Annotated in this window: 15 protein-coding genes and 1 tRNA gene; 10 read left to right on the top strand and 6 right to left on the bottom strand. The window is 71.8% G+C overall.

Annotated features, from left to right (window positions below):
• Nucleotides 1-18 precede the first annotated feature (18 nt).
• From BMY97_RS27160 to BMY97_RS27170, 3 genes are read left to right on the top strand one after another with little or no spacing between them, the layout of a single operon-like run.
• Nucleotides 19-756 (top strand): cytidylyltransferase domain-containing protein, encoded by a 738-nt coding sequence (locus tag BMY97_RS27160; RefSeq protein ID WP_091621571.1) that lies wholly within the window; start codon nt 19-21, stop codon nt 754-756.
• Nucleotides 753-1,736, top strand: a complete 984-nt coding sequence (locus BMY97_RS27165) for a PseG/SpsG family protein (protein WP_091621574.1) — start codon at nt 753-755, stop codon at nt 1,734-1,736. The genes BMY97_RS27160 and BMY97_RS27165 overlap by 4 nt, the downstream gene beginning before the upstream one ends.
• A gap of 40 nt (nt 1,737-1,776) precedes the next feature.
• Nucleotides 1,777-2,925: an epoxide hydrolase family protein gene (locus BMY97_RS27170; protein WP_091621576.1), complete on the top strand. Its 1,149-nt coding sequence runs from the start codon at nt 1,777-1,779 to the stop codon at nt 2,923-2,925.
• 7 nt (nt 2,926-2,932) lie between these two features.
• Here the strand turns inward: BMY97_RS27170 and BMY97_RS27175 are convergent, their stop codons facing one another.
• On the bottom strand, nt 2,933-3,526 hold the full coding sequence (locus BMY97_RS27175; protein ID WP_091621579.1) for a bacterial proteasome activator family protein: 594 nt from the start codon (nt 3,524-3,526) through the stop codon (nt 2,933-2,935).
• A 114-nt stretch (nt 3,527-3,640) separates the two neighbouring features.
• On the opposite strand from BMY97_RS27175, the gene BMY97_RS27180 reads away from it, so the two are divergent.
• Nucleotides 3,641-4,840 (top strand): cysteine desulfurase-like protein, encoded by a 1,200-nt coding sequence (locus BMY97_RS27180; protein ID WP_091621582.1) that lies wholly within the window; start codon nt 3,641-3,643, stop codon nt 4,838-4,840.
• Nucleotides 4,841-4,850: 10 nt separating this feature from the next.
• Here the strand turns inward: BMY97_RS27180 and BMY97_RS27185 are convergent, their stop codons facing one another.
• Nucleotides 4,851-5,828 carry an NAD(P)H-quinone oxidoreductase gene (locus tag BMY97_RS27185; protein WP_091621585.1) on the bottom strand — a complete coding sequence of 326 codons (978 nt, stop codon included), beginning with the start codon at nt 5,826-5,828 and terminating at the stop codon, nt 4,851-4,853.
• A gap of 83 nt (nt 5,829-5,911) precedes the next feature.
• Between BMY97_RS27185 and BMY97_RS27190 the strand changes: the two genes are divergently transcribed.
• A complete protein-coding gene (locus BMY97_RS27190; protein ID WP_091621587.1) occupies nt 5,912-7,411 on the top strand; it encodes a M28 family metallopeptidase in 1,500 nt (499 codons plus the stop codon).
• Between the two features lies 1 nt (nt 7,412).
• Here the strand turns inward: BMY97_RS27190 and ypfJ are convergent, their stop codons facing one another.
• Nucleotides 7,413-8,342 carry a KPN_02809 family neutral zinc metallopeptidase gene (gene ypfJ, locus BMY97_RS27195; protein ID WP_091621590.1) on the bottom strand — a complete coding sequence of 310 codons (930 nt, stop codon included), beginning with the start codon at nt 8,340-8,342 and terminating at the stop codon, nt 7,413-7,415.
• Between the two features lie 537 nt (nt 8,343-8,879).
• On the opposite strand from ypfJ, the gene BMY97_RS27200 reads away from it, so the two are divergent.
• Together BMY97_RS27200 and BMY97_RS27205 are read left to right on the top strand one after the other, a co-directional pair.
• A complete protein-coding gene (locus BMY97_RS27200; RefSeq protein WP_091621593.1) occupies nt 8,880-9,410 on the top strand; it encodes a MarR family winged helix-turn-helix transcriptional regulator in 531 nt (176 codons plus the stop codon).
• A tRNA-Ser gene (locus BMY97_RS27205) sits at nt 9,374-9,458 on the top strand. Before BMY97_RS27200 ends, BMY97_RS27205 begins: the two co-directional genes overlap by 37 nt.
• A 150-nt stretch (nt 9,459-9,608) precedes the next feature.
• Here BMY97_RS27205 and BMY97_RS27210 read toward each other — a convergent pair.
• Nucleotides 9,609-9,890 (bottom strand): DUF2277 domain-containing protein, encoded by a 282-nt coding sequence (locus BMY97_RS27210; RefSeq protein WP_091621595.1) that lies wholly within the window; start codon nt 9,888-9,890, stop codon nt 9,609-9,611.
• Between the two features lie 99 nt (nt 9,891-9,989).
• Between BMY97_RS27210 and BMY97_RS27215 the strand changes: the two genes are divergently transcribed.
• A complete protein-coding gene (locus BMY97_RS27215; protein ID WP_177231574.1) occupies nt 9,990-10,934 on the top strand; it encodes an Ldh family oxidoreductase in 945 nt (314 codons plus the stop codon).
• 12 nt (nt 10,935-10,946) lie between these two features.
• Here BMY97_RS27215 and BMY97_RS27220 read toward each other — a convergent pair whose 3' ends face one another.
• The gene (locus BMY97_RS27220) at nt 10,947-11,174 is read right to left on the bottom strand and encodes an RNA-binding S4 domain-containing protein (RefSeq protein ID WP_091621601.1); all 228 of its coding nucleotides are present in this window, start codon (nt 11,172-11,174) and stop codon (nt 10,947-10,949) included.
• Between the two features lie 24 nt (nt 11,175-11,198).
• On the bottom strand, nt 11,199-11,969 hold the full coding sequence (locus tag BMY97_RS27225; RefSeq protein WP_091621603.1) for a trypsin-like serine peptidase: 771 nt from the start codon (nt 11,967-11,969) through the stop codon (nt 11,199-11,201).
• 68 nt (nt 11,970-12,037) lie between these two features.
• Here BMY97_RS27225 and BMY97_RS27230 point away from each other — a divergent pair, with 68 nt between their 5' ends.
• Together BMY97_RS27230 and BMY97_RS27235 are read left to right on the top strand one after the other, a co-directional pair.
• Nucleotides 12,038-12,871 carry an SDR family NAD(P)-dependent oxidoreductase gene (locus tag BMY97_RS27230; RefSeq protein ID WP_091621606.1) on the top strand — a complete coding sequence of 278 codons (834 nt, stop codon included), beginning with the start codon at nt 12,038-12,040 and terminating at the stop codon, nt 12,869-12,871.
• A gap of 158 nt (nt 12,872-13,029) precedes the next feature.
• Nucleotides 13,030-13,734 (top strand): hypothetical protein, encoded by a 705-nt coding sequence (locus BMY97_RS27235; RefSeq protein ID WP_091621609.1) that lies wholly within the window; start codon nt 13,030-13,032, stop codon nt 13,732-13,734.
• Nucleotides 13,735-13,736: the final 2 nt, after the last annotated feature.

Raw genomic sequence — 13,736 nt, forward strand, 5'->3', positions numbered from 1 at the left:
CAGGCCATCATGTCACCCATGCGTGATGGCCTCGGCGTCAACGCCGTGATCCAGGCCCGGTCCTCCTCGACGCGGCTGCCGGGCAAGGTGCTGCGGCCGCTCGCCGGGCGCAGCGTGCTCGGCTGGGTGGTGCGCGCGGCGGCGTCGGCACCCGGCGTCGACCAGGTCGTGGTGGCCACTTCGGACGCCTCGGACGACGACGCCGTGGCATCCGAGGCCGAGCGGTGCGGGGCGCTGGTGTCGCGCGGGCCGCTCGACGACGTGGTCGCGCGCTTCGGCGTGGCCCTGGCCCAGCACCCGGCGGACGCCGTGATCAGGCTCACCGCCGACTGCCCGCTGGTGGACCCGGCGCTGATCGGCCGGCTGGCCACGGTGTGGCGCGCGGAGCCCTCGCTCGACTACGTCAGCACCACGCTGGTCCGGACCCTGCCGCGCGGCTTCGACGCGGAGCTGGTGCGCGCGGAGGTGCTGACCGAGCAGGTCGAGTCCGCTTCGGGGCCGGACCGCGAGCACGTGACGTCCGCGATCTACCGGCAGCCCTCGCCGTACTCGTGCACCGGGGTGGTGGTCGGCCCGCCGGCCGAAGACCTGCGGGTGACCCTGGACACGGCCGAGGACTGGGAGCTGATCTCGGCCGTCGTCGCGGAGCTGGGCGACCGGCCGGGGGAGTGGCGTTCCGTGGTGTCGCTGCTGCGTTCGCGGCCGGACTTGGTGGCGCTGAACGCGCACGTCGAACAGAAGAAGGTCGGCCAGTGAGGCTGTTGCTTCGCGCCGACGCCTCACCGACGATCGGCGCGGGCCACATCTCGCGGGTTGTCGCGTACGCGGAGCGCGCAGTGTCTCGCGGCTGGGAGGTTGCCTTCGCCGGAGACACGGACAACGCGGAGTGGCTGGCTTCGCGCTTCTCCGAGCTGTCGGTGACGCGGCTGCCGGTGGCTCCTGTGTCTTCGCTGGCCTCCGGATTCGACGCGGTCCTCGTCGACCACTACGGCCTGGGCGACGTGCGGGCCGAGGTCAACGCCGCCGGCGCCGTGCTGGTGTCCATCGAGGACGACACCTTCGGCCGACGGCCCGCGGACGTGGTCGTCGACAGTGGTTTCACGCCATCGCCGCGGCCTTCGGACGGTTCGGGCGTTCTGCTGCGCGGCGTCGAGTTCACGGCGCTTCGCGACGTCGTCCTGCGTACGCGCGCCCTGCGTGCTTCGCGGACAGCTGGCTCGCCCCCGCACGTCACCGTTGTACTGGGCGGAGGCGCCGAGTGGGCGTCCACGGTGTCCTCGCTGCTACGCGCCCTTCGCGACACTTCGCTGCCCTTCACCGCCGACGCGCTCGTCCGCGGCGAGCCCGTGCTGCCGTCCTTGGTGGACGGCCAGTCGATCCGCGTCGCCGCCCCGCATCCGGGCCTGCTCGACCTGCTCGCAACGACGGACGTCGCGGTCACCGCCGCGGGCGTCACCTTCCTGGAGCTGTGCTGCCTCGGCGTCCCGACCGCCGCGCTGCAACTCGTGGACAACCAGGCCCCGGGCTACCGCGCCGCGCTCGACCTGGGCCTCACCGTGGGCCTCGGCACCGCGTCCACCCTGGACGAGCACTCGGTGACCACGGCGTTGCGAGAGCTGCTTTCGGACGCCGCGCTGCGCGGCCGTCTCGCCAAGGCCGCTTCGTCTACTGTGGACGGTCTGGGTGCGGATCGGGTGCTGGACGCCGTCGCCGCGCGGCTGAACCTCCGGGGATAGAGGACCGTCTCCGTCCTCGATCGCTTCTAGCGTGGTCCGCATGACCCAAGACCTCACGCCCTTCCGGATCGCCGTCCCGCAGGCCGACCTCGACGACCTCGGGCGGCGGCTCGCGAGCACCCGATGGCCCGACCAGGTCGAGGGCACCGGCTGGGAGCTGGGCATCCCCGTCGACGCGGTGCGGGAGCTGGCCGAGTACTGGCGGCTGGGCTTCGACTGGCGGGCGCAGGAGGCGCGGATCAACGCGTTTCCCCAGTTCACCACCACCATCGACGGCGCGAACATCCACTTCCTGCACGTCCGCTCGCCCGAGCCCGGCGCCACACCGCTGATGCTGACGCACGGGTGGCCCGGCTCGATCGTCGAGTTCCTGGACGTCATCGGGCCGCTCACGGACCCGCGCGCGTACGGCGGGGACCCCGCGGACGCGTTCCACGTGGTGGCGCCGTCGATCCCCGGGTTCGCGTTCTCGGGGCCGACGAAGGACCGGGGCTGGGGGCCGTCGCGGGGTGCGCGGGCGTGGGCGGAGCTGATGACGCGCCTCGGGTACGAGCGGTTCGGCACGCACGGCGGTGACTGGGGTGCGCTGATCTCACGCGCGCTCGCCGTCCAGTTCCCGGAGCGGGTGCTCGGTGCGCACGTGACGATGCTGCCGACGGCCGTCGCGCGCGGCGAGGCCGACCTGGAGGGACTCTCGGCCGTCGAACTGGCCAAGGCGGAGCGGTCGCTGGAGAAGTCGCGCGCGTTCCAATACACCGGCACGGGGTACGCGATGATCCAGTCCACCAAGCCGCAAACGCTTGCGTACGGCCTCACCGACTCGCCCGCCGGCCAGCTGGCGTGGATCGCGGAGAAGTTCCGCTCGTTCTCGAACGCCGAGCACGACGTGATCGATCGCGACGACCTGCTCGCCGACGTCTCGATCTACTGGTTCACCGGCACCGCCGGCTCGTCCGCCCGGATCTACGCCGACCTCGAAGGCGCGTGGGGCGCGCCGGTGCCGGCCGGCACCGTGCCGACCGGCGTCGCCGTGTTCCCCGACGACATCGGCCTGCCGCTGCGCCATCTCGCCGAGCGCACGGACAAGATCGTGCACTGGTCCGAATTCGACCGCGGCGGCCACTTCCCGGCGCTGGAACAGCCCGACTTCCTGATCGCCGACCTGCGGACGTTCTTCGGCGCCTTGTGACAGCCCGTCAGAGGTACTGGCCGGTCCCGGAGATCCCGGGGCCGTGCCCCTCGGCACCAGGCCGGCCCGGCATCGCCGGCGAGGAACCGGCCGGGAGGCCGCGGCGCATCTGCTCCAGCTGCACCCGCGCGGCCATCTGCTGGGCGAACAACGCGGTCTGGATGCCGTGGAACAGGCCCTCCAGCCAGCCGACCAGCTGGGCCTGCGCGATCCGCAGCTCGGCGTCCGAAGGCGTCGACTCCTCGTTGAACGGGTGGACGAGGCGTTCCAGCTCGTCCTTCAGCTCCGGGGCCAGCGCCTGTTGCAGCTCGCGGACCGAGGTCTGGTGGATCTCGCGGACGCGGTTGCGGCTGGCGTCGTCCAGCGGCGCGGCGCGGACCTCTTCCAGCAGCTGCTTGATCATGGTGCCGATGCGCATCACCTTGGCCGGCTCTTCGACCAGGTCGCCCATGCCCTCGACCTCTTCGCCCTCGAGCGGCAGCTGGGCAGCGCCGACCGGGACCCCGTCCGGCCCGACGACCATCACGTGGGGTGAAGAATCGGCTCCCGCGTTACCGGCTGTGCCCGATTCCCGGTAGTTCGGCTCGCTCATGTGCTCCATCCCCGTTTGCTGACTCGTGGTGCACGACCGAGGGTAGCGGTTATCCGGCGTGGAGGTCGGCTCCCACCCAACCCCGAGGAAACCGCGAAACCGCACGTCCGTACGGTGTCCACCATGGCGTTTGACGTCGCGCGCATCCGTGGGTTGTTCCCCGCTCTGGGTGACGGCTGGATTCACTTCGACGGCGCCGCCGGAATGCTCGTCCCGGAACAGGTCGCTTCGGCCGTGTCGACGGCGATGCGTGCCCCGGTTTCCGGCCCGGGCGGAGCGTTTCCGGCCTCTCAGCGGGCGGAAAGCATTGTCACCGCGGCCCGGCGCGCCGTGGCCGATCTGGTCGGGGCGGAGCCGGCTTCGGTCGTGCTCGGCCCGAGCGCGCCCGTGATGCTGCGCCGGCTCGTCGACGCACTCGCCGAGCGCTGGACGATCGGCGACGAGGTCGTGGTCTCCCGCCTGGACGAGCAGGCGAACCTGGCGCCGTGGCAGCGCGCCGCGAAGCGCGTGGGCGCCGTGGTGCGCTGGGGCGAGATCGACATCGAGACGTGCGAGCTGCCCGCCTGGCAGTACGAGAACCTGGTGTCCGCGCGGACGAAGGCCGTCGCCGTCACGCTGGCTTCGGGGTCCGTCGGGACCCGGCCGGACGTGCCGACGGTGATCGAGTTCGCCAAGCGCGTCGGCGCGCTGGTGGTGGTGGACGCGACGTACGCGGCGCCGTTCGTGCCGCTCGACCTCGCCGAGCTGGGCGCCGACGTGATGGTCGTGTCCGCGCAGGCGTGGGGTGGGCCGTCGGTGGGCGCGCTGGTGTTCCGCGACCCCGAGATGCTGGAACGGATCTCGTCGGTCTCGCTCGACCCGGGCGCGCGCGGGCCGGCCCGGCTGGAGCTGGGGCCGCACGCGCACCCGCTGCTCGCCGGCCTCGTCGCGTCGATCGACTACCTCGCCGGCCTCGACGACGCGGCCACCGGCTCCCGGCGCGAGCGGCTCGTGACGTCGCTGGGCTCGGCCAAGTCGTACCACGCCGGGCTGCTGGCCCAGCTGTCCACGGAACTGCGCTCGCTGCGGCACATCATGGTGATCGGCGACGCGATGCGCCGGATCCCCGCGCTCGCCTTCGCCGTCGCCGGCAAGAAGTCGCCGGAAGTCGCGGAGTACCTCGCTTCGCAGGGGCTGTGCGCCTTCGCGGACGACGGCTCCAGCGGCGTCTTCGCGTCGCTGGGCGTCGGCGAGGTGGGCGGAGCAGTGCGCATCGGGCTCGCGCACTACTCCAACGTCTTCGAGATCAACCAGCTGGTGCGGGTGCTCGAAGAACTCCGCTGACCCCCGCGGCTCACGACTTGGCGGCCAGCAGCACTTTCCCGAACACGGTGCCGTCTTCGAGCATCCGGTGCGCGGACGCGGCCTCGGCCATCGGCACGACCTGGCCGACGATCGGCGCCACCGAGCCCTGCTCCACCAACGGCCACAGCCGCTCGCGGACGTCGCCGACGATCGCGGCCTTCTGGTCCAGCGGCCGCGCGCGCAGGCCGGCGCCGAACACGCTGGCGCGCTTGCCCATCAGCTTGCCGAGGTTCAGCTCGCCCTGGACCCCGCCCTGCATGCCGATCACGATCAGGCGGCCGTCCATGGCCAGGGTGTCGACGTTGCGCTCGAGGTACTTCGCGCCCATGTTGTCGAGGATGACGTTCGCGCCGCCGGTCTCCTTCGCCAGCACCTCGGCGAAGTCCTGCTCCTTGTAGTTGATGGTGATGTCGGCGCCGAGCTGGCGGCAGCTCTCCAGCCGCTCGGCCGAGCCCGCGGTCACGGCGACGGTGGCGCCCAGCGCCTTGCCGACCTGGATCGCGTGCGTGCCGATGCCGCCCGCGCCGCCGTGCACCAGCAGCACCTGGCCCTCGTGCAGGCCGGCGTGCATCACGACGTTCGCCCACACGGTGCAGGCGACCTCGGGCAGCCCGGCCGCGGCGAGCGTTTCCACCTCGGCCGGGACCGGGAGGACCTGGCCGGCCGGGACGGCGACCTTCTCCGCGTAACCGCCGCCCGCGAGCAGCGCGCAGACCTCGTCGCCGACGTTCCAGCCTTCGACGCCCTCGCCCAGTTCGGCGATCACGCCGGAGCATTCGAGGCCGAGCACTTCGCTCGCCCCGCGCGGCGGCGGGTAGAAGCCTTGGCGCTGCAGGAGGTCGGCGCGGTTGACCGCGCTCGCGGCGACGTCGATGAGGACTTCCCCGGGTCCGGGCCGGGGGTCGGGGACCTCGGTCCATTCGAGTACGTCGGGCCCACCTGGCTCACGGATCGTGATCGCGTACATGGCGCCGACTGTATCCCTCGGGCCAGGCCGTCCGCCGAATGCCGCATTGACGGAACGGACACGGCGAACAAAGGTGAGCAACCATGTTATTAAGCCGAAAGAGACTCATTCCGCCGGTGGTGCTGGCCGCGTGCGTGACCCTCGCGCTCGGCGCGGCCCCCGCCACGGCGGCGAAGGGCGACGACCTCGCGCTCGCGAAGCAGCTGACCAAGAAGGTCGGGCTGGACGGCGTGAACCGGCACCTCGTCGCGTTGCAGCGGTTCGCCGACACCAACGGCGGCACGCGCGCGGCGAGCACCGAGGGGCACAAGAAGTCCGCGGAGTACATCGCGGGCAAGCTGGAGGCCGCCGGCTACACCGTCACGCGGCAGGAATTTCCGTTCACCTACAACGAAACCCTGGCCGAGAAGCTCGTCGTGGCCGGCGCCGGCGTGCCCGTGACCGCGATGGAGTACAGCCCGTCGACGCCGGTCGGCGGCATCACGGCGCCGCTCGCGGTGGTCCCCGCCGACGACACCCCGGGCTGCGAGGCCGCCGACTACGGCGACGTCACCGGCAAGATCGCCTTGGTGTCACGTGGTTCCTGCCCGTTCGCGCAGAAGCAGCAGGCGGCCGCCGACGCGGGCGCGATCGGCGTGATCGTCGCCAACAACGAGCCCGGCCCCCTCAACGGCACGCTCGGCGACCCGGCGGGCGCGCGCATCCCCACCGGCGGCGTCTCCCAGGCTGACGGGCAGGCGCTCGCGGCTAAGGACGGCGCGACCGTGACGTTGGAGCTGCGGACCTTCCAGGAGGCGCGCACCAGCTACAACGTGATCGCCGAGACGAAGACCGGGCGCAAGGACAACGTCGTGATGCTCGGTTCGCACCTCGACAGCGTCCCGGCCGGCCCGGGCATCAACGACAACGGCACGGGCTCCGCGGCGCTGCTGGAGACCGCGCTGCAGCTGGGCGGAAAGCCGAAAGTGAACAACGCCGTGCGCTTCGGGTTCTGGAGCGCCGAGGAGTTCGGCCTGGTGGGCTCGACGTACTACGTGGACTCGCTGAGCTTCGAGCAGCAGCTGGACCTCGCGCTGTACCTGAACTTCGACATGATCGGCTCACCCAACGCCGGCTACTTCGCCTACGACGGCGACGACTCGGACGGCGTCGGCTCCGGTCCCGGCCCGTACGGCTCGGGCCAGATCGAGCAGACCTTCGTCGACTACCTCGCCTCACGCGGCGTTTCGGCGGAGGGCACGGACTTCACCGGCCGCTCGGACTACGGCGAGTTCATCGCCGTCGGCATCCCGGCCGGTGGCCTGGACACCGGCGCGGAGGTGCTGAAGACCCCCGCGCAGGCCGCCAAGTGGGGCGGCACGGCAGGCCTCGCGTTCGACCCCTGTTACCACCAGGCGTGCGACAACCTCGGCAACATCGACCGCGTCGCGCTGGAGCGCAACGCCGACGGAGTGGCCTGGGCCCTGGGCGTCTACGCGACCAGCACGGAGAGCGTGAACGGCGTCGCCCCGGGGAAGGCCAAGAAGCAGCGGGCCGCCGTTCATCGGCTCACCGCCACCGCCTCGACGGCTCCCGCCGCGTAGGTCACCCGAGGTTGTTGGTCCCGAAGGTGTCGCAGCGGGCGGGCTGACCGGTCTGGAACCCCGTGGTGAACCACTTCTCCCGCTGGGCGGAAGTGCCGTGGGTGAAGCTGGACGGGTCGGCCTGCCCGCTGCCGAGCTTGGTTTGGATGTAGTCGTCGCCGATCCGGGAGGCGGTGTCCAGCGCGCGGGAGATGTCGTCCTGCGTGATGTCCTGGACCAGCGGCTGCCCGCTTTCGGTCGGGGTCGTCGACGCGTGGTTGGCCCAGACGCCGGCGTAGCAGTCGGCCTGCAGCTCCAGCCGGACGGAGCCCGACTTCGGGCCGGTGCCGGTGCCCTTCTTCGAGGTGCCGTTCAGGTTCTGCACGTGGTGGCCGTACTCGTGCGCGAGCACGTACGACTCCGTGAACAGCCCGCCCTGCGCGCCGAAGCGGGTCTTGAGTTCGTCGAAGAAGGAAAGGTCGATGTAGACGTCCGAATCGGCGGGGCAGTAGAACGGCCCGGTGTCCGACGTCGCGCTGCCGCAGCCGGTGCGGACGCCGCCGCTGAAGAAACGGGTCGGCGCCTTCTTGTACGTCCGGCCGGAGCGCGCGAACTCCTGCGCCCAGTAGTCCTGCACGGAGTTGACCACGGCGACGATCGCGCAGTCGTGGTCGCGGTTGGCGTCCGCGCCGGTGTGGCACTTCTGCGCCAGCGTGGTGCTGTCCACCTGCTGCCCGGACCCGAGGTTGCCCAGCCCCAGCCCGCCCGCGGCGCTCGGGCCGAGGCTCACCCCGCCGAACTGGGACATCAGGAAGTAGATGACGAGGCCGACCAGGCCGAGCCCGCCGCCGCCGATCGCCACCCGGCCGCCGATCCCGCCGCCGCCGCCACCGCTGCCCCGCATGTCCTGGACCTCGGAGGTGTCCAGCCCCGCGTTGTCGTCGAATCGCACGGGGGAAGCGTAACGGGCAGGACCGACACAAGACTGGGTGCGGCCCTTTGCGCTGCGGGCCGCACCCAGGTCATCACGAGATTTTCAGTTACCGGGCGGTTGGCCACCGGCCGGGCCGGCGTCCGGCGCTGCCTTCGCGGTGCCGAGGCCGCGAGGAGAAACAACGCCACTGGCGACGTCGGATGCGCGAGGAAGAAACCGGCGCACCGTAGGAAGCCCAGTCCTGCTGTTCACCATCGCGACCGAACCGGAACGGTGCCGTGCCGATCGCGGGATACAGCGGGCGGTCAACCGCGGAAATCACCTGCCACGCCACCACCTGGCCTCTCCCGGGTGGGAAACCGGCTCCGGCGCGTCACTGGCGGCTCGCCTCGATACCTGATCAACCCATCCGCTGCAAGCAGAATGCGCTTCTTCGGCGCGAGTCTCAACCGTTTCGTGATCCTCCTTCGGGCGATTCTGCCGCGGACTTTTCACTGAACGCCGTAAAGGAGCGTGCGCCGAGCGTGTTCGGAACCGGCCTTCTACCCTTCCTGCATGACCGACGACCAGGGCGTGCGCTGGCTGAACGGCGTCGAGCAGAAGGCTTGGCAGGCGTACATCGTCGCGACGCTCCGGCTGCGCCAGCGCTTGCACCGCGAGCTGACCGAGAGTCACGCGGTGTCGCTCGCCGACTACGAGGTGTTCGTCTGCCTGAACATCGCGCCCGACGGGAAGGCGCGGATGTCGGACCTGGCCGACCAGCTCGGGTCGACCAAGAGCCGGCTCTCGCACCAGATCAGCAAGCTCGAGGCCGCCGGCCTGGTCCGCCGAGCCCCGGACCCGGACGACAAGCGCGGCGTCTTGACCCAGCTGACCACCGCCGGCCAGGCCCTCCTCGACGCGGCGGCCCCCACCCACGTCCGCGGCGCCCGCGAACACCTCATCGACCTGCTGACACCCGAGGAGCAATCGGTGGTCGGCACGGTCTTCACCCGAGTCCTCGAACACCTGCACGACCCGGACAACGGGCGCGATACCCTTCCCAGCAGGGAAGCGTGGCAGAGCGGCCGAATGCAGACGCCTTGAAAGCGTCCGTAGGGAAACCTACCGGGGGTTCAAATCCCTCCGCTTCCGCTCGAGTCCGGGGCGCGGTGTGTCCGCGGAGGGCACGGACCGTTGGCCTCTCGCCATGTCTTCTGGGGTGCAACCCCAGGCCCGCCCGGAGGGCAAGCCCCCGGACCCCCGCGGTGGTCGCGTTGGCACCGGCGGTCGCCATGCCGTTGGTTAGGGGGTTTTGAGGTTCTTCAACGCCATTCGGGCGCGGACTTCCGGGCGGCGCAGGGGCGGGACGGTCGGCGGTGGCTGGCGGCGCTCCGGCAGCTCGGCCAGCAGCCGGGTGGTGATGGCCGCGATCTCGGCGACCGCTGACTCGAACGGGGCGCGCGTGGCGTCCGAAACCGACTGCACGCCGGTCACCTTGCGGACGTACTGGCGCGCCGCCGCTTCGATCTCCTCCGTGGTCGCAGCGGGATCGAGTCCGCGCAACGTGGTGATGTTTCGGCACATGCGCCTCAGGGTAGGACTCTCCGGACGTCTCGAGGCCTCATCACACAGACGGGCCAACCTCGTTGACGCCGCGAGACGGGCTTGGGCAGTCTCGATGAAGTGCCCCTCAGACCACGTTCGTTGCGTCAAGCCCGCCCCGCCGCCGCCGAAACCCCTGAAGACACCCCGATTCCCGAGCAGGTCTGGCAGCGCGTTCCGGCCGACGAACTGGTCACGCTCGTCTCGCTTGTCCTGATGGCGCACGACTTTCCCGAGTATCGGGCCCGCATGGCCGCCGAGGCGCTGTGCCACGGGGACCTCACCGGCTCGTCGGACACCGGCGTCGCCGAACTCACCACCGTCCACCTGGCCGCGGTCGAAAGCGGTTACGTGCGCCCGCGCGCCGAGCCGTTGATGATCGCCGACCGCGGGGCCGCCGCCTTGCTCGATTACCGCCGCGCGCCCGGGCTGTGGGCCGTGGGCGACGCGATGGACCGCGCCATCGTGCGGGCCGGGCGGTTCGGCGTCGGGCTGGTTTCGCTGCGCGGGGTCGGGCCGTTCGGCCGCGTCGGGCACCACGCCGCGCGGGCGCTGCCGCACGGGATGATCGGCCTGGTGCTGGCCGCGGGCGGGGCGGACGAGCACCCCGCGCACCCGCTCGGCATGGCCGCGCCGGCCGGGGCGTACCCGGAGTTCGTGCTGGACGTCGACATCGCCGACGCCGCGCGCAACCCCGCGTTCGCCGGCTTCGCCTTGATGGTGGACGTGCTGGCCGGGGTGCTCTCCGGCGTCGCCGACCACGACCACGACATGGGCCTGCTGGTGCTGGCGATCGCGCCGACCACCCTGCGCAGCGCCGACGGCTTCTACCGGACGGCCAGCGCGCTGTTCGGCAGCATGCTCGGCTGGGAGGGCGGCGCGCCGATCCGCTACCCGGGCTGGCGCGAGGCGCAGTACCTCGAACAGTGCCGCGCGCTGGGCGTCCCGCTCAGTGCCCCGGTGCGCCGTGAGCTGGACTCACTGGCCGCCGGGCTGGGACTGCCGCCGCTGACCAGCGTGGAGTGACGCGCGGCGGGCTCAGCTCACGAGGGTGACCCGGCCGCGCTCGTGCCCGACCGCCACCACGTCGCCGTCGGAGAGCTGGCGGCCGCGGCGGGTTTCCAGCTCGCCGTTGACCGTGACCTCCTCGGCGTCGAGCAGGTCTTTGGCGTGGGAGCCGTCCTCGGCGAGGCCGGCCAGCTTCAGGAACTGGCCGAGCCGGATCGGCTCACCGGTGATGGGCACGTCGCGCACGGGCTCGCTCATCCGCCGATCATCCGCCATCGGCGCTCACGGCCGCGAGGTGGCTTGCCGGTAGAGCGCGGCGATCTCGTCGCCGAAGTAGCTGGAGTAGGAGACGTCGTCGGTGTCGCCGCCGTACTCGTAACCGCCGACCACGCCGACGACCGTGCCGAGCTTCGTCGCCGGGTCCGCGTCCGCGACCCACGGCCCGCCGCTGGTGCCGGTGGCGAAGCCGGGGCAGTCCACCCGCAGCTGGTGCTCGTCCTGCTGGCTCGAAGTCGTGCTGCAGACGGCGGGCGCCTCGTCGGACTCCGGGTAGCCGGTCACGTTCACGGGCCGCGCGAACGGGCCGCCCGTGCCGAGCCGGTTCGAGCCCGTGATGGCCTCGAGCGGGCGGGTCGAGCCGGTCTGGTGGGCGGTGGCGAAGCCGAAGTCGAGATCGGGGTCGGAGGCGTCCGTCCAGCCCGGCGCCACCAGCTCGTCGCCGACGTCCCAGAAGCCGAGCGGCGCGACGCCGTCGTGGTAGCCGGGCGCGAAGGTGACGCCGGTGAGGTAGTCGCCGCCCTCGCCGTCGTGCAGGCAGTGCGCGGCCGTCAGCAGCTCGTCGCCGTGGTCGCTGTGCACGACGCTGGCGGTGCAGTAGTGGGTGCCGTCGAGGAACAGCGCGCCGACGGCGGCGGCCGGCTGCTCCGGCGGCAACGGCTTCGCGGACGACGAATCCGCAGGTGAGAGCCCATGACCGGCGCCGGCGACGACCGTCCCGGTCACGCTCAGCAACACCACGGCGCCGACCGTGACCACCACACGTGCGCGTCGCATTTCCGCCCTCCCGGATGATCGTGACGTCACTAGTATCCAAAGTCTTGGACCCGAGGTGGGGAGTGGCGATGAAGAACTTCGCGCACAAGGTCGCGGTGATCACCGGGGCGGGCTCGGGCATCGGCCGGGCGCTGGCCCTCGAGCTGGCCCTGCGCGGCGCCCGGCTGGCACTGTCCGATGTGGACTCAAAGGCGCTCGCCGAGACCGTGGCCTCGGCGAACGAGCGTGGTGCGGAGGCCCGCGGGTACCCGCTGGACGTCGCGGACCGCGAGGCCGTGCTCGCGCACGCCGAGGCGGTCGTCGCGGACTTCGGCCAGGTGAACCTCGTGGTGAACAACGCCGGCGTCGCGTTGGGCGCCACCGTCGAGGAGATGAGCTTCAAGGACTTCGACTGGCTGATGGGCGTCAATCTGGGTGGTGTGGTGAACGGCACAAAGGCGTTCCTGCCGCATCTCATCGCTTCCGGCGACGGGCACCTGGTGAATGTCTCGAGCGTCTTCGGATTCATCGGAGTGCCGACCCAGAGCGCTTACAACGCGGCGAAGTTCGCCGTTCGCGGATTCACCGAGGCGTTGCGCGAAGAAATGCTGGCGGCCCGGCATCCGGTGGGCGTCAGCTGCGTGCACCCGGGCGGGATCAAGACGAACATCGTGCGGCACTCGCGCGGCGGAGGCGACGAGGACAAGGAAGCCGCCGCGGCCGGTTTCGAGAAAATAGCCATGACCACACCGGAGAAGGCCGCGCGGACGATCCTGCGCGGGGTCGAACGGCGCGCCGGCCGGATTCTCATCGGCCCGGACGCATACGTGCTGGACGCGATCCCGCGGGTGCTCGGCTCGGCCTACCAGCGTCCCCTCGCGACGTTGACGCGGCTCGGCCTCAAGCGCTCCGGGATGAACTGAAACGGCGGATTTCCGGGCCGACGTGCGGAAGCGGAGAACCGGGCCGGAGACACTGGGGAAAACCCCTTCACCCAATGGAGTTGAGTTTCTGACAACTCGCCGGAAATGCACCAGAATCCTGACGTTGATCTGCGCGCCGTCCCCCCGGAGGTTCCCCGATGCTCCGCACCGCTGACCGCCGTGCGACCCCGATCGCCGACCGCGCCGCCGCGGACCTGCTCGACCGGACCGGCATCATCGCGGCCAGCCTGCCCCGCGGGCGGCGCAGTCCCGAGGACCCCGACATCGAAGACACCCAGCCGATCCCGGTGGTGCCCGGCGGCGTGACGATGCGCCCCGGCCCCGGCGCGGCGGCCCCGGGTGCCGCCGGTGCCGCGCTGGCCGGCGCGGCCCTGATCGACTCGCGGCCGCGCGCCGTCGTGGTCCGGCGCCGCAAGCGCGCGTGGGTCGGCGGCGGCGCGGCGCTGGCACTGGTCGCCCTCGGCTGGCTCGGCGGCGGCCTCTTCGGCGGTGGCCTGCTGGCCGGCTCGACCGACGACGCCGTCGCGCAGTCCGACCAGCGCGCCTCGGTGGCCCAGCTGCAGCCCGCGCCCGCGCCGGCGCCCGTGGTCCCGCCGGCTCCCGCCCCGGCGGCCGCGCCGGTGACGGTGTACGTCCCGGTGCCGTCCCCGTCGAAGCCGGTCAAGCACAACCCGGTGAAGCCGCCGACGTCACGCGCCTCGTCCGCGCCCGACAACCAGGACACCGCGCGCGCCGACACGAAGCCGGCCCCGTCGTCGACCACCCCTGCTCCGGCGAACGCGTTCCAGGAGTACGTGGACCAGTGGGCCGAACTGGCCAACCGCATGTCCGGCGGTCGCTGAAC

Source organism: Amycolatopsis saalfeldensis, from assembly GCF_900110575.1.
GTDB lineage: Bacteria > Actinomycetota > Actinomycetes > Mycobacteriales > Pseudonocardiaceae > Amycolatopsis > Amycolatopsis saalfeldensis.